31 protein-coding genes are annotated in these 25,482 nt (G+C 31.6%); all 31 read right to left on the bottom strand.

Annotation, left to right across the window (positions count from 1 at the left end):
• Positions 1 to 4 precede the first annotated feature (4 nt).
• Positions 5 to 616, bottom strand: coding sequence for a hypothetical protein (locus tag MSU_RS01295; RefSeq protein ID WP_013608921.1), 612 nt, complete (start codon positions 614 to 616; stop codon positions 5 to 7).
• A 24-nt stretch (positions 617 to 640) separates the two neighbouring features.
• Positions 641 to 1,246 (bottom strand): hypothetical protein, encoded by a 606-nt coding sequence (locus MSU_RS01290; RefSeq protein WP_013608920.1) that lies wholly within the window; start codon positions 1,244 to 1,246, stop codon positions 641 to 643.
• A gap of 7 nt (positions 1,247 to 1,253) precedes the next feature.
• Positions 1,254 to 1,880, bottom strand: a complete 627-nt coding sequence (locus MSU_RS01285) for a hypothetical protein (RefSeq protein WP_013608919.1) — start codon at positions 1,878 to 1,880, stop codon at positions 1,254 to 1,256.
• Positions 1,881 to 1,906: 26 nt separating this feature from the next.
• Positions 1,907 to 2,506, bottom strand: coding sequence for a hypothetical protein (locus MSU_RS01280; RefSeq protein ID WP_013608918.1), 600 nt, complete (start codon positions 2,504 to 2,506; stop codon positions 1,907 to 1,909).
• Between the two features lie 4 nt (positions 2,507 to 2,510).
• Positions 2,511 to 3,284, bottom strand: a complete 774-nt coding sequence (locus MSU_RS01275) for a hypothetical protein (RefSeq protein ID WP_013609751.1) — start codon at positions 3,282 to 3,284, stop codon at positions 2,511 to 2,513.
• Entirely contained in the window at positions 3,284 to 3,823 is a 540-nt protein-coding gene (locus MSU_RS01270) for a hypothetical protein (protein ID WP_013609750.1), read from the bottom strand. Before MSU_RS01270 ends, MSU_RS01275 begins: the two co-directional genes overlap by 1 nt.
• A 7-nt stretch (positions 3,824 to 3,830) precedes the next feature.
• Positions 3,831 to 4,553 carry a hypothetical protein gene (locus MSU_RS01265; protein WP_013608915.1) on the bottom strand — a complete coding sequence of 241 codons (723 nt, stop codon included), beginning with the start codon at positions 4,551 to 4,553 and terminating at the stop codon, positions 3,831 to 3,833.
• Positions 4,554 to 4,688: 135 nt separating this feature from the next.
• Positions 4,689 to 5,042 (bottom strand): hypothetical protein, encoded by a 354-nt coding sequence (locus MSU_RS01260; RefSeq protein ID WP_013609749.1) that lies wholly within the window; start codon positions 5,040 to 5,042, stop codon positions 4,689 to 4,691.
• Between the two features lie 206 nt (positions 5,043 to 5,248).
• A complete protein-coding gene (locus tag MSU_RS01255) occupies positions 5,249 to 5,734 on the bottom strand; it encodes a hypothetical protein (protein ID WP_013608912.1) in 486 nt (161 codons plus the stop codon).
• Between the two features lie 56 nt (positions 5,735 to 5,790).
• Positions 5,791 to 6,123, bottom strand: a complete 333-nt coding sequence (locus MSU_RS01250) for a hypothetical protein (protein ID WP_013608911.1) — start codon at positions 6,121 to 6,123, stop codon at positions 5,791 to 5,793.
• A gap of 27 nt (positions 6,124 to 6,150) precedes the next feature.
• Positions 6,151 to 6,879, bottom strand: a complete 729-nt coding sequence (locus MSU_RS01245) for a hypothetical protein (RefSeq protein WP_013609747.1) — start codon at positions 6,877 to 6,879, stop codon at positions 6,151 to 6,153.
• 85 nt (positions 6,880 to 6,964) lie between these two features.
• On the bottom strand, positions 6,965 to 7,792 hold the full coding sequence (locus MSU_RS01240; protein WP_013608908.1) for a hypothetical protein: 828 nt from the start codon (positions 7,790 to 7,792) through the stop codon (positions 6,965 to 6,967).
• A gap of 12 nt (positions 7,793 to 7,804) precedes the next feature.
• The gene (locus MSU_RS01235; protein WP_013609746.1) at positions 7,805 to 8,629 is read right to left on the bottom strand and encodes a hypothetical protein; all 825 of its coding nucleotides are present in this window, start codon (positions 8,627 to 8,629) and stop codon (positions 7,805 to 7,807) included.
• A gap of 11 nt (positions 8,630 to 8,640) precedes the next feature.
• Positions 8,641 to 9,459 carry a hypothetical protein gene (locus MSU_RS01230; protein WP_013609745.1) on the bottom strand — a complete coding sequence of 273 codons (819 nt, stop codon included), beginning with the start codon at positions 9,457 to 9,459 and terminating at the stop codon, positions 8,641 to 8,643.
• A gap of 41 nt (positions 9,460 to 9,500) precedes the next feature.
• The gene (locus MSU_RS01225) at positions 9,501 to 10,274 is read right to left on the bottom strand and encodes a hypothetical protein (RefSeq protein ID WP_013609744.1); all 774 of its coding nucleotides are present in this window, start codon (positions 10,272 to 10,274) and stop codon (positions 9,501 to 9,503) included.
• Between the two features lie 26 nt (positions 10,275 to 10,300).
• Positions 10,301 to 11,146 carry a hypothetical protein gene (locus MSU_RS01220; RefSeq protein ID WP_013609743.1) on the bottom strand — a complete coding sequence of 282 codons (846 nt, stop codon included), beginning with the start codon at positions 11,144 to 11,146 and terminating at the stop codon, positions 10,301 to 10,303.
• A gap of 204 nt (positions 11,147 to 11,350) precedes the next feature.
• Positions 11,351 to 12,292: a hypothetical protein gene (locus MSU_RS01215; RefSeq protein WP_013609742.1), complete on the bottom strand. Its 942-nt coding sequence runs from the start codon at positions 12,290 to 12,292 to the stop codon at positions 11,351 to 11,353.
• A gap of 19 nt (positions 12,293 to 12,311) precedes the next feature.
• On the bottom strand, positions 12,312 to 13,217 hold the full coding sequence (locus MSU_RS01210) for a hypothetical protein (protein ID WP_013609741.1): 906 nt from the start codon (positions 13,215 to 13,217) through the stop codon (positions 12,312 to 12,314).
• A 215-nt stretch (positions 13,218 to 13,432) separates the two neighbouring features.
• A complete protein-coding gene (locus MSU_RS01205) occupies positions 13,433 to 14,437 on the bottom strand; it encodes a hypothetical protein (protein WP_013609740.1) in 1,005 nt (334 codons plus the stop codon).
• A 19-nt stretch (positions 14,438 to 14,456) separates the two neighbouring features.
• Positions 14,457 to 15,377 (bottom strand): hypothetical protein, encoded by a 921-nt coding sequence (locus tag MSU_RS01200; protein WP_013609739.1) that lies wholly within the window; start codon positions 15,375 to 15,377, stop codon positions 14,457 to 14,459.
• A 30-nt stretch (positions 15,378 to 15,407) separates the two neighbouring features.
• A complete protein-coding gene (locus MSU_RS01195; protein ID WP_013609738.1) occupies positions 15,408 to 15,677 on the bottom strand; it encodes a hypothetical protein in 270 nt (89 codons plus the stop codon).
• Position 15,678: 1 nt separating this feature from the next.
• Entirely contained in the window at positions 15,679 to 16,329 is a 651-nt protein-coding gene (locus MSU_RS01190) for a hypothetical protein (RefSeq protein ID WP_013609737.1), read from the bottom strand.
• A 209-nt stretch (positions 16,330 to 16,538) separates the two neighbouring features.
• Positions 16,539 to 17,522, bottom strand: coding sequence for a hypothetical protein (locus MSU_RS01185; protein WP_013609736.1), 984 nt, complete (start codon positions 17,520 to 17,522; stop codon positions 16,539 to 16,541).
• 20 nt (positions 17,523 to 17,542) lie between these two features.
• The gene (locus MSU_RS01180; RefSeq protein WP_013609735.1) at positions 17,543 to 18,334 is read right to left on the bottom strand and encodes a hypothetical protein; all 792 of its coding nucleotides are present in this window, start codon (positions 18,332 to 18,334) and stop codon (positions 17,543 to 17,545) included.
• Between the two features lie 26 nt (positions 18,335 to 18,360).
• Positions 18,361 to 19,257 carry a hypothetical protein gene (locus MSU_RS01175; protein ID WP_013609734.1) on the bottom strand — a complete coding sequence of 299 codons (897 nt, stop codon included), beginning with the start codon at positions 19,255 to 19,257 and terminating at the stop codon, positions 18,361 to 18,363.
• 3 nt (positions 19,258 to 19,260) lie between these two features.
• Positions 19,261 to 20,199, bottom strand: coding sequence for a hypothetical protein (locus tag MSU_RS01170; RefSeq protein ID WP_013609733.1), 939 nt, complete (start codon positions 20,197 to 20,199; stop codon positions 19,261 to 19,263).
• Between the two features lie 211 nt (positions 20,200 to 20,410).
• A complete protein-coding gene (locus MSU_RS01165) occupies positions 20,411 to 21,364 on the bottom strand; it encodes a hypothetical protein (RefSeq protein WP_013609732.1) in 954 nt (317 codons plus the stop codon).
• 21 nt (positions 21,365 to 21,385) lie between these two features.
• Positions 21,386 to 22,294 (bottom strand): hypothetical protein, encoded by a 909-nt coding sequence (locus tag MSU_RS01160; RefSeq protein WP_013609731.1) that lies wholly within the window; start codon positions 22,292 to 22,294, stop codon positions 21,386 to 21,388.
• 2 nt (positions 22,295 to 22,296) lie between these two features.
• A complete protein-coding gene (locus MSU_RS01155) occupies positions 22,297 to 23,187 on the bottom strand; it encodes an ICP22 family protein (protein WP_013609730.1) in 891 nt (296 codons plus the stop codon).
• 224 nt (positions 23,188 to 23,411) lie between these two features.
• On the bottom strand, positions 23,412 to 24,374 hold the full coding sequence (locus MSU_RS01150; protein ID WP_013609729.1) for a hypothetical protein: 963 nt from the start codon (positions 24,372 to 24,374) through the stop codon (positions 23,412 to 23,414).
• Between the two features lie 10 nt (positions 24,375 to 24,384).
• Positions 24,385 to 25,371 carry a hypothetical protein gene (locus MSU_RS01145; protein ID WP_013609728.1) on the bottom strand — a complete coding sequence of 329 codons (987 nt, stop codon included), beginning with the start codon at positions 25,369 to 25,371 and terminating at the stop codon, positions 24,385 to 24,387.
• Between the last annotated feature and the right edge of the window lie 111 nt (positions 25,372 to 25,482).

Raw genomic sequence — 25,482 nt, 5'->3', positions numbered from 1 at the left:
TTCGTTAGTTAGATTCTCTTGAGATAGCTTTATAACAACTTCATTCTTGTCATTGACTTTGAGATCCTTGATCTCCAATATTTTTATTAATTTCATTGCAATCAGAAGCATCATCAAAGTCAAGACTTATTTTTTCTCTCTTAAATTCCTCCAAATAATAATTAATTCATTGTCTTGGATTTTCTTCCCCATTATGGGAAGGTTCATGATTGTAAACAAAATCTTTCTTTCTCCTAATCAATAACTCTACTTTAGAGTTAGGATTACTTTTATTTCACTGCTTGGCTTTCTCAGAAAGCCAACTTGTAGTACATTCTTTTCCTAAATTAGATTCCCATCTCTCACTATTCTTTCCATCAAATTCACATTTCTTTTTATCTTGGTCATAGTAAAAAATGTACTCCCAATCTAAATCATTCTCTTGAACTTCTCTTATTTTTTCTAAAGAAACTTCTGTGGAAGAACTTTCATTTTCGGGTTTTATTCTCTTTCTGTAATTAACTTTTGGGACAAATTTTTCAAAATTTTGTCCCAAAAGATATTTCAAACCTAAACCTACAGAACTACCTGTAGCTAGAAGACCTCCTCCAAGAAGAAATAATTTAGAACCTAACAAGTTCTAAATTATTGAATTCAATTATTAATTAGTTGAACTGGGAACAGCTAAATAACAATTTCATTCATTTCATCTATTTTTACTTTCCTCATTTTGAGGAATTACATTACAATCCGATGGATCAAAATCAAGCTTTATATTGTCTTTTCTAAATTCATCCAAGAAATAACTAATTCATATTCTTGGATTCTCATCTCCATTATTTGATGTCTCATGATCATAAACAAAATCCTTCTTTCTTCTTATTGATAATTCTGTTTCAGATTTATCATTCTTTTTCTCTCACTTAGAAGATTTTTTCTTAAGTCATTCTGTAGTGCAATCACTACCTAAACCAGTTTCTCAATTTCTTTTATTTCTACCTCCGAACTCACACTTTTTCTTATCTGTTCCGTAATACAAAATGTATTCCCAAAATAGATCGTCTTCCTTAACTTCTGTTATTTTTTCTTGTTGTTCTTCGGGAGAAGGGGGATTATCTTCAATTTTTTCTCTGAAATTTATTTTTCTAGGAGTTTGTGATGATTGTCCATAAACTTCTCCTAAAAAATATTTCAGACCTAAACCAACAGAACTCCCTGTAGCTAAAAAACTTCCTCCTAAAAGGAGAGAAAGTTTAGAACTTAACAAAATTTATTTAATTATTTAGTTTGCTATCTGGCAATCTAACAAAACACTTCCACTCTTTTCACTGACTACTTTCTATTTGTTCTTTAACTTCAGTACAGTCTGCAGCAACAAAATCAAGTTCTATTTTCTCCTTATTCTTAAAGTCATCCAAGAAGTAATTAATTCAATTTAGAGGGACTTCTCCCTCTAAATTTGTTATATCTCCATATACAAAATCATTTTTTCTTCTTATTGTTAGATCTGTTTTTGAATTTGGATTATCATTCTTTTTTCCTTGACTCTTTTTAGTTCTTAATCAATCTGTTGTACATTCTGTACCTAATTTAGGAGCTCATCTTTCTTTATCTTTACCTCCAAATTCACATTTCTTTTGTTCATTGCCATAGAACAAAATATATTCTCAGTCTAAATCTGACTCATTAACTGTATTTATTGGCTCTTGTTTTGAAGAGTTTTCACCTACTAAATTAGTTATTTCTTGAATTGATTTAGGTCTATTTCTGTAATCTACTTGTTTAGGTTTTTGAGTTAATTTTGAAACATTTTCTCCTAAAAATCAATTAATTCCGGCACCAACACCTCCGACAGTTATTGCCCCTCCAAAAAGAAGGGGCAATAATTTAGAACCTATCAACTTTTTAGACTACTAATTCAAAATATTTAGTTAATTTTGTGAATAGCTAAATGACAACCTCATTCTTGTCATTTATTATCTTCTGGATCTTTTTTTATTTCGTTGCAATCTGCAGCGTCAAAATCAAGAGTTATCTTTTCTTCTTTAAATTCATCTAAAAAATAATCAATTCATCTTATCGGATTTTCTTCTTGACTTTCTTCAGACTTAGTTCTCGCATAAGTAAATCCTCTTTTTCTTCTAATCAACAACTCAGTTGTTGATTTAGGATTCTTCTTATTTCATTTAGATTCTCTTTCTTTTAGTCATTTTGTATTACAACTTTTTTCAACGCTGGACTCACACTTCTTCTGATCTTGTCCGTAATACAAAATGTATTCTCAATCTAAATCGTCTTCATCAATTTCCTTAGTTACTTTTTCCACTTCTAAGCTCCCAAAGGGAGCTACAGAAGAAGCTAATGAATCTTTACTTTTATTAGTTCTTGTTCTGAAATCAACTTTTTCAACTTTCTTATTTAATTGATCTTTATTGCCCCCCCCGAGAAGGAAATTAATTTCAACACCTAAAGTTCCAGCAGTTACTGTTCCTCCACTTAAAAATAAAAGAATCTTAGAACCTAGCATTTAACTAACTGTGTTCCTCTAAAGTTTGTTCATTATCACCTAGCTCTCTAGGAAGAGATTGAGCTGATTCTTCATCCCCTTGTTCATTATTTCCAGATCAATCACAACTAACAATTACTTTATTAGTATCTTTATCATCTTCCTTATTTTTACACTTTCAGCTTCCAAAATCTCAAGATTCTCTTTGATCTTTATTAATTAAGGAGTAATCTTCTTCTCTTAAAGATATATATTCTCCTAGAATTTTTGCTGCTTTGCTTTGTTCAGCTCTAAGTCACAATGTTGTTTTACTTTCTCCTATTCCTCCTAATTCTTCATTAACTTTTCCTAAACAGACAGTCCCATCTAACGATTTACCTTCACTTTCCTCTCCTTTTCATTCTTTACAAGTTATCCCATAACTTCTACCTTCATCATGAATTACTTCTGCCACTAATCTTTCATTCTCTGAAGAAGTCAAGGAATCATTACTTCTTCTTTCTTCTTTTTGTTCCTCTGTAACTCGCTGGTCAGGGAAATCTATTTCAACACCTAAATCTTTAACACCCTTTTGAACATCTTTGCCAAAAATTCCAGAAATTACATCAGGACTCCCCTCTAAAGTCCCTGAACCTAAAGATTTAATTTCTGGTTGACTTAAATCTAAATCTTTTTCAGAAGTAACGCTGTTAGCGTTACTACTTAAATAACTAGCTAAACTAAATCCTCCTCCAGCTGATACTCCTGTAACGCCAACAATTAAAGGGAAAGCTATTCCCTTTAATCCTGAAAAAATCATTAACTAGTTATTGAAAGAAAACTTTTCGCTTTCGATTCATCTCCATTTTTTTTGCAAGTAACTACTACTTTTTGATCATTTGAAGAATCTTTTTCCTCAACACAACCTAAGAAACCTTCAAATCATGATTTCTTATCTTTAGGTTCTTGAGAATGATAAACATCTCCGAAAAGGAGATTGTATTTTCTTAATACTTTTTCAACTTCTTGTTTATTTACATTTATTCAAATTCATGGTTGTTCTTGATTTTTGTTTTTTCACTTTTCATTCACTACTTTTTGACATTCTTGATCATCTAATTTCTTTTCTTCAAAAGTTTCTATATTAGTACTTTTAAGTAATTTGGTGCAAGAAATTTTTGAATTATCGAAAGATTCTTTTTCAAAAAATTCTGCAACAAGTCTTTGTTTTTCATTGTTTTCTAATTGTTGTGTGCCTTGTTCTTTTATGTAATTGAAGAAACCATAACTCCCAGCAGATGCAGCTCCCATTACTCCAAGAATTACTGCTATTAAATAATTACTTCCCGCTAATGCCATAGATTATTTATTGTTGATGAATTACGGTGTTTGAAGTTTCAACACTAACTAATTGATCATCTACTTTATATTCACAAGTAACTATTAACTTTCCATCTGATTCCTGATTTTCTTGCTTAGAGCAAATCATAGTACCTACAGTTCACTTATTATTTCCAATTAAAGAAGAATTTTCTAATAATCCATATTCATCAAGAACTTTTTGAACTGTATCTTTATCAGAACTTATTCAAATAGTTGGTTGAATTACACCATCTTGATTTCATTTTTGATTTACTAACTGTTTACATTCTTCTGAGCTCATTTCTTTTCCAGACTTTTTATTTTTGAATCATTGTTTACAGGAGGGTCATTGTCTCTCTTCTTCATAATTAGTCCCTCCATCTTTTTGGATATATTGTGCAGATACTGTTAGTTTTGAAATATCTTTTGATTCTTCTTCAGTCAAGTCATTTTCTAATACATCATCCTCATTATCTGAAATTTCCTGAACTTCTAATACAGAAGACAATATATTTTTCCTTACTTCCTCATTATTAGTGTCTTGAGAATTATCAGTGTGATGTTTGTCTGTTGAAGGGGATTCTTTTTCTAAAGAAGCTTCTCTTCTGATTCTTTTTGAATTAACACCATTATTTAGTGCAATGCTGGCGGCATAACCGCCAGTAGCTGCACCGCCTACAGAAAAAATAGTTAAACCTATTTTTGCTAGAGTAGAAATATCTAGCATCTAATTCTTTTATTTAGTTAAAAACCGGAGATATCTCCGGTTTTTTCTAAATCTACAACTTGTTTTTCATTTGAAAAATAATTTTTCGAGAAGTAACTATTACTGGCTTCGCCCCCCCCGCGTAGTTAAACAAAACTATTTATTTTTATCAATATCTACTTTGTAAATTGCTTCTACTTGATTTTTGCCTCTTCCCTGACCACTTCTATTTTTGTTTGTGGGAGGAATTGCGATGCAATCCAAAAGTATTTCTACCCCGCTATCTTCAACTCTTTCGCAATTTTCCCCATTTGTATTCATGTTTTGAAAATAAGTTCCTGTGCCTAAATAATTCCCTGAATAATCATTAACTTTTTTTGGTTTTTTAAAGGTTTCTTCTGGACCTTTAAAAAAATTACCTCTTAACAGATAACCTCCTCCTAGTGCCCCCCCCCCCAGAGAAAAAGTAATCAGAGCGGCCTTCGCTCATCAAGAAACAAACCCTAACATTTTCTAGGTTATTTTAAAAAACAATTATTAATAAATTAATTAACTCTCAAGAAATTTTTCAAACTCCTTATTTGCCTTTAATTAATTTTTTAAAAATACTTAATATTTTCTTCTTTTTTAAAAGAAGAAAATTCTAACAAAAACTGTAATTATCTTCTATAACTCTTAAAAGGAGCTTACAAGCTCCTTAGAAAAAATAAATTTACTTAATTATTTGCTGTTTTATCTCACTCACACTTTATTTCTACTCAGCTTCTAAAAGGAAACCATTCTCTTTTCCGTTTAGTTTTGCAATGTCGTTCAATATATTGATTTTTCTTTTCTTCATTAGATTCGTAGTTTTCCAAAGATCTTTTTTCTACCGGAATTCATTCAAAAGCTAATTTTTTAATTCAATTTTCAGAATTTTCATTGGAAGATAAATCTCTAATCGAACTTTCTTTTACTTTCACTAATAAAGAATTTTCATAACCTTTAATTTCTTTAGATCAACTTAATAAACATTCTTCTTTTCTCTCTAATTCTTCTTCGGTAGGAATTTTTAAATTAATTTCTTTCATAAAAACATAACAACTTTTTCGACTATCTTTGAATAAAACAAGCTCTCCAATAATATTTGGATCATTTTCCGGAGATTTATTATTTTTATTTACAAAAAACGCAGCACCAACTCCTGTTCCTGCAAGTAACATTGTTGAACCGATACCAAGCGCCAATTTGGCGCCTAATCTTTTTATCAATTAGTTAATTAATTTCCCTGAAGGGTGTAATAAGGATAACTGTCACTGACTCCCCCATAACTTTCCTCAACTTCCAAAACATTTTTTTCTGAACAACTGTTTTCTAATAGATATACTTCAGCATTTTTCTCTTTATCTACTATTTTTTTGCAATTCTTTTTTCCAGAATTTTTAGGTAAATAATTCGATAATCCTTTCAAATATTTTTCAGAAGATTCTTCTTTAATTTGAACTTCTTCTTTTCCTTCAGTGTTTAAGGCTAGAAGATAAGAAGTTGTCAAAACTCCTCCACCCAACAAAATAAAAGAAACTAAAGAAAAATTAGAAGAGAATCAAGACATACTTTTTTAAAAAGAATTTTTAAAAACTTAATTTAAATTCTCATTCCTATTGGGATAATAGTCGCAAGAAATTAAATGCTTTCTTGTAGATTTTTCCAATGTACAAAGTCAAGGTCCAGTTATTCAACTCTTAGTTCTCTCCTTATAAACTGTTTTTTCTTTAACAATTAATCTATATGATTCCAAAACTTCTTTAGCTTTTTCTCTATCCACGCTCAATCAAGCTACAGTGCTTTCATTAGATTTATTTTTTCTATCAATTAAATTTCAACAATCTTCATCACTCATTCTGTTTCCTGAATTATGTCCTGCATATCATCTTTCACAGATTGGTTTTTCTCTTCCCTCTTCATACTCCTCACTTTTACGATTGAAATATTCAACAAATATAGTTGAGGATTCACTATCATAAAAAGTTTCTGATCCTAAATTTTCTTCATCAATTTCATCAAAAAAATCTTGCATTTTTTCTCCTTCCTCCAAATCTCTCCCTAACTCTAAAGATGCTTTTACTTTTTCTTCTTCGTAATATTCTTCTTCCTGTTTTTCTTTAAACTCAAAACTTTCTTTATCTTCTAATTTCAAACTTATTTGCAAAGGTAAAGTTTCTGGTTGTTGAGATTCTGTTTCGAGAGATTTCTTAACTTCTGACTCTTTATTTTCCCTTATTGAGGAGGTTGCAAAATAACCTCCTATCGCAGCCCCACCTAACGAAGAAAGAGCTGTAAAAGACTTAACCGCAAGAGGTAAGTTCATAATTTTTTAAAAGCCAAATTATACATTTAATTTATTTTTCATCCCCCCCAAAAAAAAGGGGGGAGAGAAAAAAATTAACTAATTATTAAGATTGATTTCCCCTAATGTTTCCTTTTAAGTAATAGTCGCAAGCGACTAACAATCTACCAAAAGATCTTTCAAGAGTACATGATCAATTACCTGTTTCTCATGTACCATTACTTTTCTTGAAAGCTGTTTTTTCATTAATTAATCCATATTCTTTTAACGCTGTCTCAGCATGTTCTTCAGAAACACTTAATCATGAAAATGGTTTTGAATAAGTTCTAATTCCTCAACTTTCTTTATTAATTAAGTCTTCACAATTATCTCTTCTTTTTCTTTTTGGAATTCCATTCTCCAAACTTCATTTATCGCAAACTGGACCTTCTTCCGTACTTTCCAGATCTTCATTCTTGTATTTAATGTAATCGGCAACTAAAACTGATTGATTTTCTTCATCTTCCTCAATATCATCATTCTTAAAACCATATTCTTCTCTCCCTTCAAGTGAAATAAGAAATTCATTTCACTTATCTGCACCCCTAAGTAATTCTCTTTCTTCTTCATCGGTTAATACTTTTGACTTATTACTTAAAACATCTTGTAATTTCTCCGAACTAATAGGTTCAGGAGAACTTTCCGGTTGAGGAATATTTGAGGGAGTATTTCCTGAATTTTCTTTTTGAGTTCCTTTATCTTCACTTCTTTCTCCCTCAATAACTGGAGAAAGATTTGATTTCTCTAACTCTAAGTTTTCTTGTTTTAGATCTTTTTCTTCAACTTTTTCCTGTTTATCTGAAGAAATTGAAGTTGTAGCGAAATAACCTCCAATAGCAGTTCCTCCTACTGAAGAAAAAGTAAATAATAACTTAGTTAGTAAAGGGAAGTTCACTGCTAACCTTTACTAACTATTGTTTGTGAAGGGACTTAAATAATAGTCACAACCTATTAGAAAATTACCTGAAGTTTTTTCTAATGTACAAAGTCAATGCTTGGTAGTTCAAGTTCCATTTGTCTTTTTATAAGTAGTGCTTTCATCAATTAATTTATATGTTTGTAATACTTTTTCTGCATAATCCATATCAACTTTTACTCATGCTGCTGGCTTTTCCAAAGTTCTTTTTCCTCAATTTCTATTAGTATTGAAGTCTTGACAAGAAATTCTTGTCATGTCTTCACTATTTTCTCTCTTTAAATATCATCTCTCACAACTAATTTCTTCTTCACTACCATAACTTTTATCTTTATCTCTGTAATACTCTGCCACTAAACCTACACCTTCTACTTCTTCCCCATCATTACTATCTCAATGTTCAATATTTCCCTCTATTTCATTTAGGAACTTATTCCAGTTAGCTCCTTGTTCCAATCACCCTTCTTCTTCCCTAGAAAATCTACTTAAATCATTTGTTCCACTATTCAGTGGAACATAATTTTGTTTTTCTACTTGAATTCCTCTAGAAGTTTTTTCGCCTTCTTTAGAAGAAGCTTTACTTTTTAAATCTTCTTGTTCTTTTATAGATAATCCATCACTATGTTTTGAATCTTCGCTTTCTAAAGTATCAGAAGAATCTTGAGTTTTTACATCACCATGATCCCCTTCTTTACTTTGATCTTCAGAGTTTTCAGAAACATTACCGAAAGAACCGCTAGCAAAGTAACCTCCTAAGGCAGCTCCACTAGCTGTGGAAAGAGTAATTATTCCCTTAGTTAAGGAGATGATACTCAAAATTTAATTCTTTAAGTTATTTGTTTATTTTCATAAAAATCACAAGATACTAACAAATTATCTAAAGATTTTTCTATAGTACAAGATCAAGGTCCTGTCTCTCAAGTCCCATTACTTGTCTTATATTTTGTATTTCCACTGATTAATCCATAATCTTTCAGAATTGTTTCTGCATAATTTTCCACTAAACTAATTCATACTAATGGTTGATAATGAGGGGATCTTGTTCCTCAACTTTCCTTTTTAGCAAAAGAATCACATTGATTCTTTTGTCTTTTTTTAGGTTTATTTGTTTCTAAATATCATTGTTCACACACTTCATCTCCCTGACTATAACTCTTATATTTGACATAATCAGCTACCACGACATATTGTTTTTCACTTTCTTTTTCATCTATTTCCAAAGAATCAGAAGAAAATCCATAATCCCCTTTACTTTCCAATTCAGCGAGAAAATCATCTCACCTTTCTCCTCCCCTAATTAAATCTTTTTCTTCTTCAAGGGTCTCTTTTTCAAAAGTAGTATCCGAAGCTTCATTGCTTTTTTGCTGTTGAAACAAATAATTTGTTGAACTTGAATGTTTATTAATATCTCCATCTTCAGAATTTATTAATCCTATGTGTTGAGCTTTTCCAACATCTTCCGTTTGACCATTTTTATCTTGCTTTTGTTTAGATTCAACTTCCTCTTTTAGCTCTTTTTCTCCCTTCTCTTTATCAATTTCTAATTTTTCATTACCTGCTATAGTTGTAGCAAAATAACCTCCAATAGCAGTTCCACCTAATGAAGAAAAAGTAAATAGTAATTTAGTTAGTAAAGGAAAATTCATTCTTTAATTACTGATAATTAATAAGAAACTAAATTACTTTATTAAGTAATTTTTGGATTTTGATAAAAATCACACGCAATCAAAAAGTTACCTGAAACTTTTTCTAGTGTGCATAGTCAATTTTTGGTAGTTCAACTACCATTAGTTTTCTTATAATCAGTTGTTTCATCAATTAACTTATATTCCCTTAAAGCTCTTTCGGAATAATCCATATCAACTTTTAATCAAATTGCAGGCTTATATGATGATCTCTCCCCTCAGCTACTTCTTTTTTCAGAAAAATCACTACATTTATTTTTCTGAATATTTTCTATATTGTCTCCTCAAGAATATCATGTTTCACAATTAGAACTTCTTTCCTCTTCGTTATCCACGTAATAATACCTGATATACTCAGAAACTAAATGAATCTCTTCTTGTTCTTCCCCATTATCTTTATCTCAATATTTAAATTCAGAATTATTTTCTAACTCATTTAAGAAATCATCTCAACTAGCTCCTTTTTTCATTAAGCTCTCTTCTCTTGTTGGATCTTTTATTCCAGTAGTATGATTTGATTCAATTTGTGAAGGAACTTGATTATCAAAACTTTCATCTTTCTCTCTGGGAAAAGTTGGAGTAACTTCTAGTTTTTTAGAATCAGCATCATCTTTAATTGATTCACGTCTTTCACTTTTCGGAAATAATTTTTTCTCTTGATTTTCAGTTTCATTAGAAAAATCACTAAAAGAACTTTTAGCAAAGTAACCTCCTAAGGCAGCTCCACCAGCTGTGGAGAGAGTAATTATTCCCTTAGTTAAAGAAATAATGCTCAAAATTTAATTCTCTTCTCTAATTTGAATTACCCATTCCTGTAATAATCACAAGAAACTAATAATACTTTGGAAGATTTTTCTACGTCACAAGCTCAAGGACCTGTAGTTCAAGTTCCATTACTTTTCTTGAAAATTGTTTTACCATTTATTAGTCCATAAGATTTCAAGATTGATTCAGCATGATCTTCAGAAACACTTAATCAAGCTAAAGGTTCATTAGAAGAAGATCTTCTACTTCAAACTTTTCTTTCAAGCGAAGATGTATCGCATCCCGATCTTCGCTTTACAGCTCTATCTCCCTCTAACCCTCATTGATCACACACAATCCCCTCTTGTTGATCTTCTTCACTAACACTTCCTCGCTTAACATATTGTGCAACTAAAAGAGAACTTGTTTGTTCCAAATCTTCATCCTCTTGAGTTTCTTCAAAACCATATTTTTTCTCTCTTTCTAGTTCTTCTATAAAGGGATCTCAATTATTTTCCCCCTTCAATAAACTTTCTTGCTCATCTGGAAATTCATTATGTAATTCTTTATTTTCAGGATTTAAAGTGTTTTGCTTCCCAACATTTTCTAAATCTAAATTTGTTGAATTTCGAGAAGTATCTTCCGGAGAAGAAACATGCTTAGTTGGCGGGATATTGCCTTCTTGTTCTTCATTTACAGAAGAAATTAAACCTTCTCTTCTTGTTTCAACAACTTCGGCTTTATGTTCACTATGACTTTCATCCTTTAGAAGTGATTTTTTAGATTTCTCTTCAGTTTCATTAGAAAAATCGCTAAAAGAACTTTTAGCAAAGTAACCTCCTAGAATGGCTCCACCAGCTGTGGAGAGAGCAACTACTCCCTTAGCTAAAGTGAAAAGACTCATTATTTAATTTTTTTAGAAACTGGAGTTACCTCCAGTCTTAAAAATTTTTTACAAAATTTTGATTGCTTCTTTGCCCCCCCCGAAGTCAAAAAATTATTTATTTTTCAGTAAAAATTCATCAAAACAAGGGAAAAATTACTTAAATTTTAACAGAGTTTTAATTTTTCATTATTCCGGAGGAAATCTCCGGAATTTTTTGACTAATTAACTTTGACTTTTATAGAAATCGCAAGCAATTAAGAAATTTCCTTCTTTCTGTCGAGAATATTTTCTTGTGCAATCTCATTCACCAGTATTTTCTTTATATTGTGATTTTGTAGTTCACCTTTTATTCTTATTTGTTTTAAAAATTGATACATTATCTTTTCACAATCCATAATTTTCAAGTATTTTCTTAGCTCTACTTTGAACAACATCTATTCAAACTAAAGGTTGAGGCATTCCTTCTTTGCCTCAACTATCTCTTCTCCTTCTATATTCACATTCCTCACCACTTACTCCGGCTCCTTTTTTCTTTATTCCTCCAATTCCATCCAAAGTTCAATCTTCACAACTAACTCTTAATACTTCTCCTCTTTCATTCTCTTCTTCTTTCTTTATATATTCAGCAACCTCTAAAGATTGTTGTTCTTCTTCATCACCTTCATACTCTTCAAATCTCTCAAAACCTTCTTCCTCTTCCGCAATTTCTTCTAGTGTTTCTTCTGAATCTATTTGTTCAGAATCATCTGAAGTGGCACTACTCAAAGCTTCCTGAAGTTCTTTACTTTGAAAAGTGAAGTTTTGGGAAGGATTTTCGGAAGTCTTTTCTAAATTATCTGAATGCTCAGGAACTTGCGGATGATTAGATATTGAGGAACTTTCTAAAGATGTCGCTTGTTCTTGAGTTTCTGAATTTACATCTTCACTTTTTCCTAATGATTCAGTTGCTTGCCCTTTAGACTCATCATCCTTTTCTGTTTTCAGGGATTGTTCTGTTCCGGAAGAACGATGTTCTTCTAGATCTTTTGAAACTAATTTGTTATTTTCCTGAACTTTTTTCTCACTTTCGCCACTACCTAAAAATCCTGCTACGTAAGCTCCAAAAGAGCCACCTCCAACTGTACAAATAGAAACTAATAGTTTAGAAAAAAGAGGAAGATTCATAATTAATTCCTCTTAAAAACTATTTAGTTTCAGGGTAATAGTCACAAGTAATTATGAATCTATGATTTCCGAAAGATTTTCTAGAACATGATCAATTATTTATTTGTCAATTTTTTCTTTTTTCATCCTTGAATCTTATTCCAGTTTTTCATAAACCATAATGTTCTAGAACTTTTTTAGCTTTTACTCTATCTACATCCAACCAAGAAAGAAGAAGTTGTTCTTCTTGTTTTGGAATTTTTTGATTTATTAGATTATTGCATTCACCAATATTTTTTTCTCTACTAATTGAGTGATTATTTTCTCCACTTCTAATTCACTTTTCACAAATAGGTCCTTGTTCGGTTCAGTCTCTATTTTCATTACCCGTTTTGATGTAATCAACTATTTTTAATTCTCTTGACATTTCTTCTTCATCATCTTCACCTGAAACTTCATAGTCATCTTCAAATTCATCAAATTCTTCTTCACTCTCTTCGTTAACTTCATCTGATTCTTCAAGATCTTCTTTTCCGGAAGATGTTTCAAAATTTGTTGTTCCCTCCAACTCTTTTAATAATCTAGAGTCAGTTAACTCAACATCTTGACCTGTTAAGTTTCTTTCCAAATCATTTGAAGATCCTTCATCTTTAGTATCATGTTGATCATTTACTTTTTTTTGATCTACTTCATCTTCTCTTCTTCCTTGATTTACCCCAACATCACTTTCTGTTCCTGATATAGGATTTCCTTGTAATTCTGGAGAACCTCTAGGTTCTTCAGGAATTTTTTCTATTTCTGGTTTAGAAGGATCTTCTTTTTCGAGAACAATTGTTTTCTCTTTTTCTTCCTCTCTCAATTGTGTTGTAGCAAAATAACCTCCTAAAAGAGCTCCTCCAATAGTAGAAATTGCTGCAATTCCTTTCGAAAGAACAAAAATACTCATAATTTAGTTTTTTAGTTTTTAGTTGCCGGAGAAAACTCCGGACACAAAACTTCTACAAGTTTTTCTTTGTTGTGCCCCCCCCAGCAACATAGAAAAACTATTAATTTCTATATAAAAATTCAGAAAACTAGAGAAAAATTACTTAAATTTTAGCAGAGTTTTTAGTCTTTTTTTAATTAACTTTTCGGAGTTACCTCCGAAAATTTATTTACTTTCTAACGAGTATTTTGACTTTCTATAAAGAAATCACAAGAAATTAAGAAATTCTTGCTATTGTGCTCAGAATACTCTCTATTGCAATCTCATTTTCCCTCAGTTTCTCTGAAATTTGCTTTTTCAGTAAATCATCTATTTTGTTTTTGGGTTGTGAATTTAGAATTTTCTCCTTTTCACAAACCATATTTTTCGAGAATCTTTTTGGCTTTAGTTTGCTCAACATTTAGTCATACTGTAGGTTGTGAACCTCCCTTTTTACTTCAAATATCTCTTTTCTTTCTGTAATCACATTCACTTTTACTTACTTCTGATTTTTTTCTTAATTCTCCTCAACTATCTGTAGTTCAATCTTCACAAGTAACTTCTAATGCTTCTCCTTGTTGATTTTCTCCCTTCTTTTCTATATATTCAGCTACAAAAAGAGAAGAAGGATTACTTATTCCTTCTTCTTCGTCATCTGAATCATCTCTATAGTATCCTTTTTCATAATCTTCAAAACTTCCAAAAGTTTCTTCATCTTCTGACTCTTGACTAACTTGTTCATCTAATTCTTCTTCATAAGAATTCTCCTGATCAGAAACATCTTCTGAACCATCTAGTATGGATTGAAATTCTTGATTTTCAAATCTAAATGGTTCTGTAGGAGTAGAGCTGGTGACGGAAGGTTCATCTTTTTGTTCATGATTCTGAGAATTTAATTCAGCAGATGTTGGATTTGAGTTAGTTTCTGAGCTAGAAACTTGTTCTTGAGATTTTCTTTGTTGTTCATCTGCTTCAGAAGATTGATCTTTGTTATCTTCTGTTTCTTTTGTATTATCCGAAGATCCTTCTGCCTTCGAAGAAGGATGTTGTCCTTCTTGTTCTACTAAATTATGTTGATTTTCTCCCTGTTCCCTTAACTCACTATTATTATTTCCCATAAAGCCAGCTACATAAGCTCCTACAGAACCACCTCCAACTGTACAAACAGAAACTAATAATTTAGCAAATAAAGGAAAATCCATAATTGTCTTTTCCTAAAAACTAATTAGTTCTTGAATAATAATCACAAGTAATTGTGAATTTATCTTCTCCAAAGAATTGTCTTGAACAAGATCAATTCCCCGCATCTCAACTATTTTTTCTATCATTCTTGAATTGCGTATTATCACTTCACAAACCATAATGCTTTAACACTTTTTTAGCTTTAACTTGATCTACTTCTAACCAAGTTAGAAGTAAAACACTATCTCCTCTTCCTCATTCTTTTCCCTGTATTCTAGAAGTGCAATTTTCACCATTTTCTTTACTTATTGAATGTTGATTTCCCGTTTTTCTCATTCAAGTTTCACAAGTAGGTCCTTGATCTGATAACTCTTGATTCTCATTTCCTGTCTTTATATATTCAGCTATCTTTAAATCAATTTCTCCTTCTTCATATTCATTGGAATCGTCATAATCTTCAACAAAATCTTCAAATTTTTCTCCTATTTCTTGACTTGCTTCTTTATCTTCTTCTAAATCCTCTTTTTCAGAAATATCTGAAGTTGCATTATCCAATTCACTTTGAAGAGCTGTGCTTTGAAAACTAAAAGTTTTAGTTTCTGTAGTAGAAGGAGTATCTGAACTTTCTTCTCTTTGGAAGTTATTTATTTGTTGATTTGCACTCTTTACATCGGTTACTGGTTGAGCATCGGAAGAAGAACCTTTTCCCTCCAAGGATGAAGAAGTATTATCTCCAGAATCTATATCATCTGAAGAGTTATCTCGATCTATTTCTTTTCTATCTTTCCCTGCATAATTAAAATGTCGAGAACTATTTTCCTCTAATTTAGGATTATTAATTAATTCTGAATTAGAACCAATTTCACTTTTCCCTAATAATCCAGCAGCATAAGCTCCGAAACTTCCTCCACCAACTGTACAAGCAGAAACTAGTAATTTAGCAAACAAAGGAAGATTCATAACTAGTAACTTTTAAAAACTAATTCCAATTTATCGATAATAGTCACAAGTGATTGCAAATCTATCTTTTCCTGAAAATTGTCTTGAACATGATCAATTACCAGATTTTCAACTTTTTCTTTTATTATTAGTGAATTTAGAATCACTATTTCACAATCCATAATACTTCAAAACTTTCTTAGCTTTTGATTGCTCCACATCCATTCAAGAAAGTAATAGGTTTTTATTTTCTCCCAATTTTCTATTCATTAAACCTTCACAATTTTCTTCTTCTTTAATTTGATGACCATTTCTTCCCAATCTAATTCATTTTTGACGAGTAGGGCCTTGCTTTTGAAGAGTCTGAATTTTCACTTCATGTCTTAATGTATTCAGCCATTATTAAAGAACTTTCTACATCATCCTCATCATCAAAAATATCTTCTTCATCTTCTTCAAAATCTTCAAATTGTTCTCCAGAATCTAAATCTTTTTGATCTTGCTCTTCTTCATCGTTATTAGAAGAAGTAGTGTAATCTTTTGTATCTCTTAGAGCTTCAACTAATGTGGGGTCTGTAAGTTGAATATCTTGAGATTCTTGAATTCCAGAATCTTGTTGATAATCCCCGCCAGAACTTTCTGAATCAACATTTTCACTTACTTGACTATCTTGTTGCGGTTCATTTAATTCATTATTTTTTGATTCAGTTACTTCAGAACTATCATTTTCTTGAATAATAGGAGTTGCTTGAACTTCTGCAGCTCCTTGTTTATTTTCCTCAACATCTTGTTGTTTAGGAGAAACTAAGCCATCTTCCCCTAAACTTGAATTTCCGGAATGACCTACTTCTGTAACTTCTAATTGTTCAGTATTTCCTTTATCTAAGGAGGTTGTAGCGAAATAACCACCTAGAAGAGCTCCTCCAATAGTTGAGATTGTTGCAATCCCTTTTGAAAAAACAAAAATGCTCATAACTTAGTTTTTTAGTTTTTAGTAGCTGGAGTTACCTCCAGCTCTATTTTTTTCTAAATGCCCCCCCCCGAGAAACTAATAATTTTTATATAAAAAATCAACAAAACTATGGAAAAATTACCTAAATTTTAACAGAATTTTTAGGTTTTCTGAAAACTTTAAAAATTACTAAATATTTTTCGGAGAAAACTCCGAAATTATTTATCTAGCTATTTAGTTGGTTCTCTGTAATATTCGCAAGAAATTCAGAAATTATTTTTATAGGGAGAATTTTCTCTCACACATTCTCAACCTAAAGAATTATCTTTTCCTTTTGTAATTCATTTACTCTTTCCTAAAGTGGTAAATTCTGATAATTCTTTAGATCACAATCCATAGTGATTTAATACTTTTCTAGCTTTACTTTTTTCAACATCCAATCACACTTTGGATTGAGCTCCCTTCTTTTTTCCTCATTCAGTTATTTTCTTTTTAGATTCACAATCTTGTCTATCCATTTCTCTTTCATTTATTTCATCTCCATAACCTCTTATTCATTTTTTACAAGAAACCTTAGTAACAGTACCGTAATAATCTTCCTCTTCCTTAACAACATATTCAGCTACTTCTAAAGAAACAGCGGAATTACGTCTTGAAAATATTCCTTCTTCGCCATCCTCTTCCAAATCATCATCATTTTCAAAAGAGTCATAATCTTCTTTTTCATATTCCTCGAAATCGTCAAACTTTTCCTCTTCAGAAATTTGTTGAGTTTCTACTTCGTCTTCTTCTAATTCAGTAGAAATATCTACTGAATTTTGAAGTTCACTTTGTAATAATTCACTATCAAAACTAAATTCTGGTTCTCTAGGCTCTGAAGAAGTAGCAGGATCTTGTTGATCGCTATGAGAATCAGAATCTTCTCTTAAATCTTTTTGAATTGGTTTTGAAGAAAGACTTTCTTTTCTTTCCCTAGTTTCTCCTGAAGTTTGTTGTTCCTCTCCCTTATTATCACTTTGACTTACTTTCCCTTCTTCTCTTTTTCCTTCAGAGGAACCACTCCCTAATTCCAAACTACTATCAGATTCTTCATTTCTTAATATTTCTTGTTTAGTTTCATTGTTTCCCATAAAACCAGCAACATAAGCTCCAAAAGATCCTCCACCAACTGTACAGGCAGAAACTAACAATTTACTTAGTAAAGGTAAATTCATAATTAGTTTTTCTTAATTACCTATCTAGCTGATAGGTGATAATCACACTCAATTAAAAATCTTTCTTCATCAGTTCCTGAACTTTTTCTCACACAAAGTCAATTACATGTTTTTCAGTTATGCTTTCTTTTCTTATTGATGAAAGAAGAATCTTTATCTCACAACTTATAGTGAGTTAATACTTTTTTAGCTTTAACTTGATCTACATTTAGTCAAACTGTAAGAGTTTTATTGCCATCTTTCCCTCAACCTTTTCCATTTATTAGAGATTCGCAATCATTTTTTGAAACATCATTGATTGAGTATCCGTTTACTCCCCCTTTAAGTCATCTTTGGCAAGTAGGTCCAGTATCATCAGATAATTCTCTATTTTCATTTCCTGTCTTAATAAATTCAGCTATATTTACAGAATCTCCCTCTTCTTCATATCCATTATCTTCCTCAAAATCACCAAATTGTTCTCCTTCCTCTTCTACATCAGCTTCGAAAGTTTCTTCTTCATCATGAACTTCTTCAGTTAATCCTTCCATAGCCTGTTGCATTACAGGATCTGAAAAACTAAAGGTATCTGTTTCAGGTTCTGAAGGCTCAACATATTCATCTCTTCTTTCGGATCGTTCTTCTTGTTGAGGGCTAATTTCTGAAGGTGTTTGCGAATCTTCTTCTTTAGTTTCTTTTTCCTGAAGTTTTACTAATTCTTGTGAAGGTGAGCTTTTATTGATTCCTGTAAATCCTGCTATATAAGCTCCAACAGATCCACCTCCAACTGTACAAGTGGAAATTAAAAGCTTAGTTAGAAATGGAAAATCCATTTTTAAAGTCTTTTAACTAAAAATATTTATCTTCTTTCTGAGAAAAAATCACAGTGAATTCAAAAATTCTTTTCATTCAAAGAACTTTCTCTAGTACATTCTCATCTTCCTGATTCATCTTTAGTAATTCACTTACTTTTTTCATCATTAGTGAATTTGGAATTTTTATCAACTCACAACTTGTAATGTCCTAATACCTCTTTAGCTTTGTTTTTCACAACATCTACTCAAGATGTAGGTTGAGATCATCCTCTTTTACCTCAACTTTCTCTCTTTTTATAAGAATCACATTTATTTCTATCTACTGTAGATTTCTTAAAAATACCATCTCCATTTCTCATTCAACTCTCACAAGATATTTCTAATACTCTACCAGTTTCTCTTTCTTCTCTTGTTTTTTGTACATATTCAGCTACTTCGAGAGTGGGAGCAACATCTTCATCTTCCTCATCTTCATCCCATTGATAGAGTTCAAAATTATCAAATCTCTCCTCTTCTTCCTTAACTTCCGGTTCTTCTTCTTTGTTTAATAAATCCAACTGACCTGAATTTTCCGAACTATCTAATTCAGCTTGAAGTAATGGATCTTGAAATTCTTGAATTTCTGGTTCTTTCGGAGATATAGGATTAGTTTCTACTTCTTTTTGAGAATCTAATTCTTCTTGTTTGGGTGTTGTTTTTGAATTGTCTTCATCTTGTAAATCACTCTCTTGATGTGAAGAATCTTCTATTTCTGTTTCGGGAGATTCTTCTACTTCTTTAACTGGAGTTTTTACCCCTTCAACCCCTTTCCCACCTTTTTCCTGAATTTGAACAAAATCTTTTTTACTATTTCCTGTAAATCCAGCTACATAAGCTCCAAAAGATCCTCCTCCAACCGTACAAGCAGAAACAAGTAATTTAGTTAAAAGAGGGATATCCATTTACTAGTTTCTTGTAGTTACTGAATTATTACCTTGCGGGTAATAATCACAAGAAATTAAAAATCTTTTGTTTTCTTGTCTATCTGATGTACTTTCTCTATAACACATTCAATTTCCTGTAGTTCAACTACTATTTCTAGAATTTTTGAATTGAGAACTTGAATCTCACAAACCATAACTTTCTAGAACTTTTTTAGCTCAACCTTCTTCCACAACTATTCCCACTAAAGAGGGTACATTTCTTCTACCTCAAACCTTTTCTCTTACTTTTTTATTGCAATCTTCGGAAGAAGATTTGCTTTTAGAACTTCCTCCTCCAGTTTGTCTGAATCATGTTTCACAAACTGGACCTTGATTCCTTTCTTCTTGTTTTTCACTTCTAGTCTTTAAATATTCAGCAATCATAGGACTTTGCAATTCTTCACCTTCTTCATCGTAGTAATAATGACTATCATCTTGGAAAGGTTCAAAAGTCTCCCCTTGTTCTTCCTCATTTTCATCTTTTGTATCTTCTGGAGGAACATAATTTTGAGTTCCTGTTAAGGCATCATTAAGGAAAGAACTTTCAAAAACAATATTGCTTCCATCTATTTGGGGTTCAGATTCTTGTGAGCCAACATCACTATCAGAAGCAGAAACACTTTCTGCTTCACGAACAGAAGATTGTTCTGAATCTGAATTTTCTTCTGCTCTATTGGAAGTTTCTTCACCGACACTTCCCCTATCTTCTCTTTCTTCTCGATTAACTGATGGTGCAGAAGCTTCACTTTCACTACCAGCATTACCACTTTCAGAACCATTTTCTGAACCTCCATCTACTCTAGTTAATGGTTTTTCTTCTTTCTTATCTATTAATGTGTTGGAAGCGAAAAAACCGCCTAAAACAGCTCCGCCAGCTGTAGAAAGAGCAGCTACTCCTTTTGTCAATGTAAAAATATCCATAATTTAGTTTTTCTTGTTTTTAATTACCGGAGAAAACTCCGGCTTTAAAACTTCTACAAGTTCTTCTTTGTTGTGCCCCCCCCAGCAAGTTACTTGGTACTTTAAAAATTCCTAAAAAATAAATTCAACTAGACAAATTACATAAATTTTACGAAACAAAAACACTTATAAATATTTCCGGAGTAATTCTCCTGAAATTTCTTTTTAATTTCTAGTTATTTCTATTTTCTCTGCCTAAATAGTATTCACAAGAAATTAAGAAATTATCTCCATCAACAGAGCTTTCTCTAACACACCCTCAAGGACCTGTATCCCATAAATTTCCTCTTTCATTAAATGTTGAACTACTTTTTAGTAGTTCATATGACTCTAATATTCTTTTAGCTTGTCCTTTATCAACATCTAGTCATATCCTAGGTTGTAATTCACCATTCTTACCTCAACTCTTGCCCTTTAGTGACTCTTCGCAAGTTTTTCTATCTTTAGCTGGAAGTTTTATATTCCTTCCAACTCCTCTCATTCATGTTTCACAAATAGGTCCATTTGAACCTTCTCCCTTCCTTATATATTCTGCAACTGTCAAACTTTCATCAACAGATAACTCACCATAACTAAGCTCTTCTTCATAAAAATCAAAACTTCGGAATTTTTCTTTTGATTCTTCCAATCTTCTTAATTCTCCTTGAGCTTCCATTTCTTCTAAATGATCTTCTTCAACAGATCCTGAAGAATCTCCCAACAATTTCTTAATCTCTTCACTCTCAAACTCAATTTCTGGTTCATTAAGAGGAACTTTTTCGACTAAAGTTTCAGTTTCTTCAGGTTGTATTTGTTGAGGAGCCTCTAATTCTTGTGCTTCGGCGCTAGGAATTTCTTCACTTTTGTCTTCAGCAACAATATGTCTATCTTTTTCACTTTTTTCTTGATTTTGTTTAATGACACTCTCTTCAGAAGAATCTGAATGATCTCCACCTTCTTCTCGACTAACTACTAAATCTTTTTCTTCGGAATTTCCTCCACTAGATACTTCATTAGCTTCTGAACCTTCAGTTGGTTCAGAAACTTTATTCCAGCCAAAAGGATTGCTAGCTACAAAAGCTCCTACAGAACCCCCACCTACTGCGCAAAAAGATACAAGTAGTTTAGTCAGTAAAGGAAAATTCATTCCTAAATTTCCTTACCTAATTTATTGATAAAGATCGCAAGAAATTAGAAATTTCTTTTCATTGTGTCCGAAAGTTTCTCTAGAACATGTTCAATTTCCTCTATTTTCTCTATCTCTTGTATTTCACTTATCTTTCTCTTTTCCGGTAAAGCTAGAAACTTTATCAATTCACAATCCATAATGTACTAGTACTTTTTTAGCTTTACTTTTATCTATTTCTAATCAAGCTGTTGGTTGTGTTAATCCTCCTTTGCCTCAACTACTTCTCTTTTTTCTTCCCTCACATTCTTGTTTATCTTTAACTTCTCTCCTTCCTATATTTCCGTCATATTCTTTTATTCAGTTATCGCAAGTAACTTCTAGTACATTACCACTTCCATCTTCTCTAACTTTTCCAATATATTCTCCTACTTTAGCGCTACTACTCAACCCTTCTTCATCTTCTAAATCATCTTCTTCCTCATATTCTTCAAAAGTATCAAAGCTTTCTTTTACTTCCTCCTTAACCTCTTCTATTTCTTCAGTATTTTCATCAGAAAATCCTGAAGAATTTTCTAATTCTCTTCTAATTGTTTGATCCTCAAATTGAATTTCTTGGGATTGAGTTTCTTTTGAATCATTTTCCGAAACTTTTAAATCGGTTTGTTGATCAGAATTTATTAATTCCTGATCTGATTGAGATTGTTCTAAATCCTCTTTGGATTTAGAATCCTCTTCTTGAGTTTTTACTCCTTGAGCTTCTTCAGTAGTGGTCTTAGGACTAACTTCTGTAGGAGATTCCTTTTCTTTCTCTTGAGACTTTACAACTTGTTCTTTTTCTCCCCCTTTTATTCCACCAATAAAAGGATTACTTGCGAAAAAAGCTCCCACAGATCCTCCACCTACTGTACAAAAAGATACAAGTAATTTAGTTAATAGTGGTAAATTCACTATTAACTTCTTAAGTTATTGTGATAATCACAATCAATTAAAAATCTTTTATTATCTGAAGATCTTTCTCTTCTACACATTCAATTACCTGTAGTTCAATACTTTCTTTTTTGATTATTTTTGAAAGAAGAAGTATTGTCTCATAACTTATAGTGTTCTAGAACTCTTTTAGTTTGACCTTGATCTACGTCTATTCAAACTAAAAGAGGGATAGAACTTTCTTGCCCTCAAGACTTACCTTTAATTGAGTCTTGACAATCTTTATCGCTTAATGACTGTACTGAATGGTGAATCCCATTTCCTCTAACTCAACTTTGACAAATAGGACCTTTTCTTTGCTCCATTGAATCTTCACTTCCTGTCTTAATGTAATAAGCTACCCTAGGATCTTTTGGTTCTAGTTCTTCATCTTCTTCACCCGCAAATTCATCATCGTTATAGAATTCTTCAAAAATTTCCCCATCATCTTCTCGTTCTTTATCATTTTCTTCTTCTTTTAAAGGAACATATTTTTCAGTTCCTTCTAGTGCTTGATTAAGTCAAGGGCTATCAAAAGTTACATTATTGTTATCAATTTCTGGTTCAGTAATTTGAGAATTTTCTTCATCAGAAATATCTCCTGAAGAGCGATCTCCCTCATCTTTATTTCTGTCTTCACTCTCCCCTAACTCTCTGGACTCATCAACTGAAGGTTGTTCTTTTTCTCCCTTTAAACTTTCATCTGAATCGTTTTTAATAGATGATTCTTGATCTTGTTGAGGAGGTAATTCAGGAGATACTAATTCAACATTTTCTTTTTCAGTAGATAAATTGGAAGCAAAATAACCTCCCAAGAGAGATCCGCCGGCAGTGGAGAGAGTTATTATTCCTTTTGCTAGAGTAAAAACTCCCACTATTTAGTTTTTTTAATTAATATTTGCCGGAATTACTTCCGGCCTTTCTACTTTTTACAAGTAGTCTTTTTTCTGAATGCCCCCCCCGCTAAAAAAATATTTAGAAAATTAATTAACAATTTTTAACTAAAAACTTGACAAATTACATAAATTTTACGAAAAACAAAACTTCTAAATTCTTTAATTAGTTAATTTTCTGGGAATAACCCAGAAAAATTATCTATTTATTTGTTTTGTTCTGCAAAAAGATCGCAAGAAATTAAGAACTTCTTTTTATTTTGTTGACAAGTTTCTCTAGAACAAGATCAATTTCCATTGTTATCTTTATCTCTTGTATTTCACTTAGCTTTCTCAGTATCACTAAATTTAGAGATTCCATCTCTTCACAAACCATAGTGATTAAGTATTTCTTTAGATTTGCTTTTCTCAACCTCTAGTCATACTGTAGGTTGAGAAATTCTCCCTCCTTTACCTCAACTACTTCTATTTTTTCTAGATTTACATGTTTCTTCTTCAACTTTTCTTTTTCCTATTCTTTGATCACTTTCTCTTATTCAGTTATCACAAGAAACCTCTAGAACATCACCATTATCATTTTCTTGTAATTTAGCTATATATTCTCCAACTATCATCGATAGTTGTATCCTAGTTTCCTCTTCATCATCATCTAAATCATCTTCTTCGTAGTCATCGAAATTATCAAAAACTTCTTTTGGTTCTTCTTCAATTACCTCTAAATTTTCTGTATTATCTTCTTCCTCCGAACTAGAAATATCTGAAGAAGAAGTATCTTCGCTTCTTAAAGATTCATCTGTAAATTGAATTTCTTTCCCACTTATATCTCGTCGTTCTCCCTCTTGTTGTGAAGAATCTTCGGCAGAAGTATTACTATTTTCTTTTACTTCTGGAGATGAATCTTCAGTCTTAGCAGGATTTTTAATTTCTCTAGTCCCTTCAGAAGAATCTGAAGAAATACTTTTACTTTGTTCCGCTTCCTCCTTTCCCCTCAATTCTTCTGAATCTTTTTTTACAGCTCCAACACTTCCACCATTATCTACTGAAACTACTTGTGCAGGAGATTCTTTTTCACTATTACTTAATGTATTAGTTGCAAAATAACTTCCTATTAAAGTTCCACCAACGGTGGAAAGAGTAACTATTCCCTTAGTTAAAGAAATTATTCCCATTTTTTAGTCTTTAATGAGATTTTTGAAATAAATCGCAAGAAATTCAAAAATCTCTTTCATCTAAAGAAATTTCTCTTTTACAACTTCATTGAAGTCCTGAATTTTCTTTATGCTCGATATCTCATTTACTGTTTGAATCAGATCTAAATTGGTGGCCTTCAGTTCAAAGTCCATATTCCAATAACAATTTTTTAGTTTGACTTAATTCAGACTCCAATCATACTGTAGGTTGTTCTGAGTCTCCTTTTCTATTTCATCTTTTACCTCTAACTTCATTTTTGCAACTTTCTTGATCAACTAACTTCTTAATATTCACTCCTGAACCTCTCATTCAGTTTTCACAAACTGAATTCCCCAAATCATCACCAACCTTCTTTATATATTTAGCGACATTTAATCTTGTATTAGTTGTTCCTTCTTCATCTTCTTCATCTGAATAATCATCTTCATAATACTCAAAGGATTGGAGTTCTTCTTCTATTTCCTCCTTATCTTCTTCAGATTCTTCTGAATCAGAAAGATAAACATTTTCGTCATTTGATTCATTACCTCCTAATCCATCAATTTCTTTTATTGTTGTATCTTCATTTTTGAGAGTGTCATCTGAAAATTCAATATTTCTTCAATTATCTTCTTGGCGATCTTTTGTTTTTTCATCACTTCTTGTTAGGGAAGAATTCAAGATTTGACCTTCACCTTCTTTTTCTGGAGTTGGTGAAGTTTCTTTATGAGCTTCCACTCCACCTAATTCTTCTCTCTTTTCTGTTTCCTGTGCCCCTTGAGATCCTTGTTCTGGAGTATTAGAAGGTTGTTGATTTAAAGGTAAAGAATCTACACTTCCAACATTTTGACTAACTTTACTTAATTCAGGAACAGTAGGGTTTGTAGATCCGTTTTCGCCAGCCAATAGGGAAGGTACCGCAAAATAACTCCCTAAAAGAGCTCCTCCTACTGTAGATAAAGATACTGTTAATTTAGATAAAGCTAGTAGGCCCATCTTTTAAAGGTCTTTTATTAAACCGGAGTTACCTCCGGTTCATATTTCCCTTACAATTTGATTTTTTCTTTTTTTATTTGCCCCCCCCAGCAACTAAAAAATGATTAATTT

It is taken from the genome of Mycoplasma suis str. Illinois (genome assembly GCF_000179035.2).
Taxonomy (GTDB): Bacteria; Bacillota_I; Bacilli_A; order Mycoplasmatales; family Mycoplasmoidaceae; genus Eperythrozoon_A; species Eperythrozoon_A suis.
Note: the sequence above shows the minus strand (reverse complement) of the source record. Positions and strands in the feature narration are given on the sequence as shown.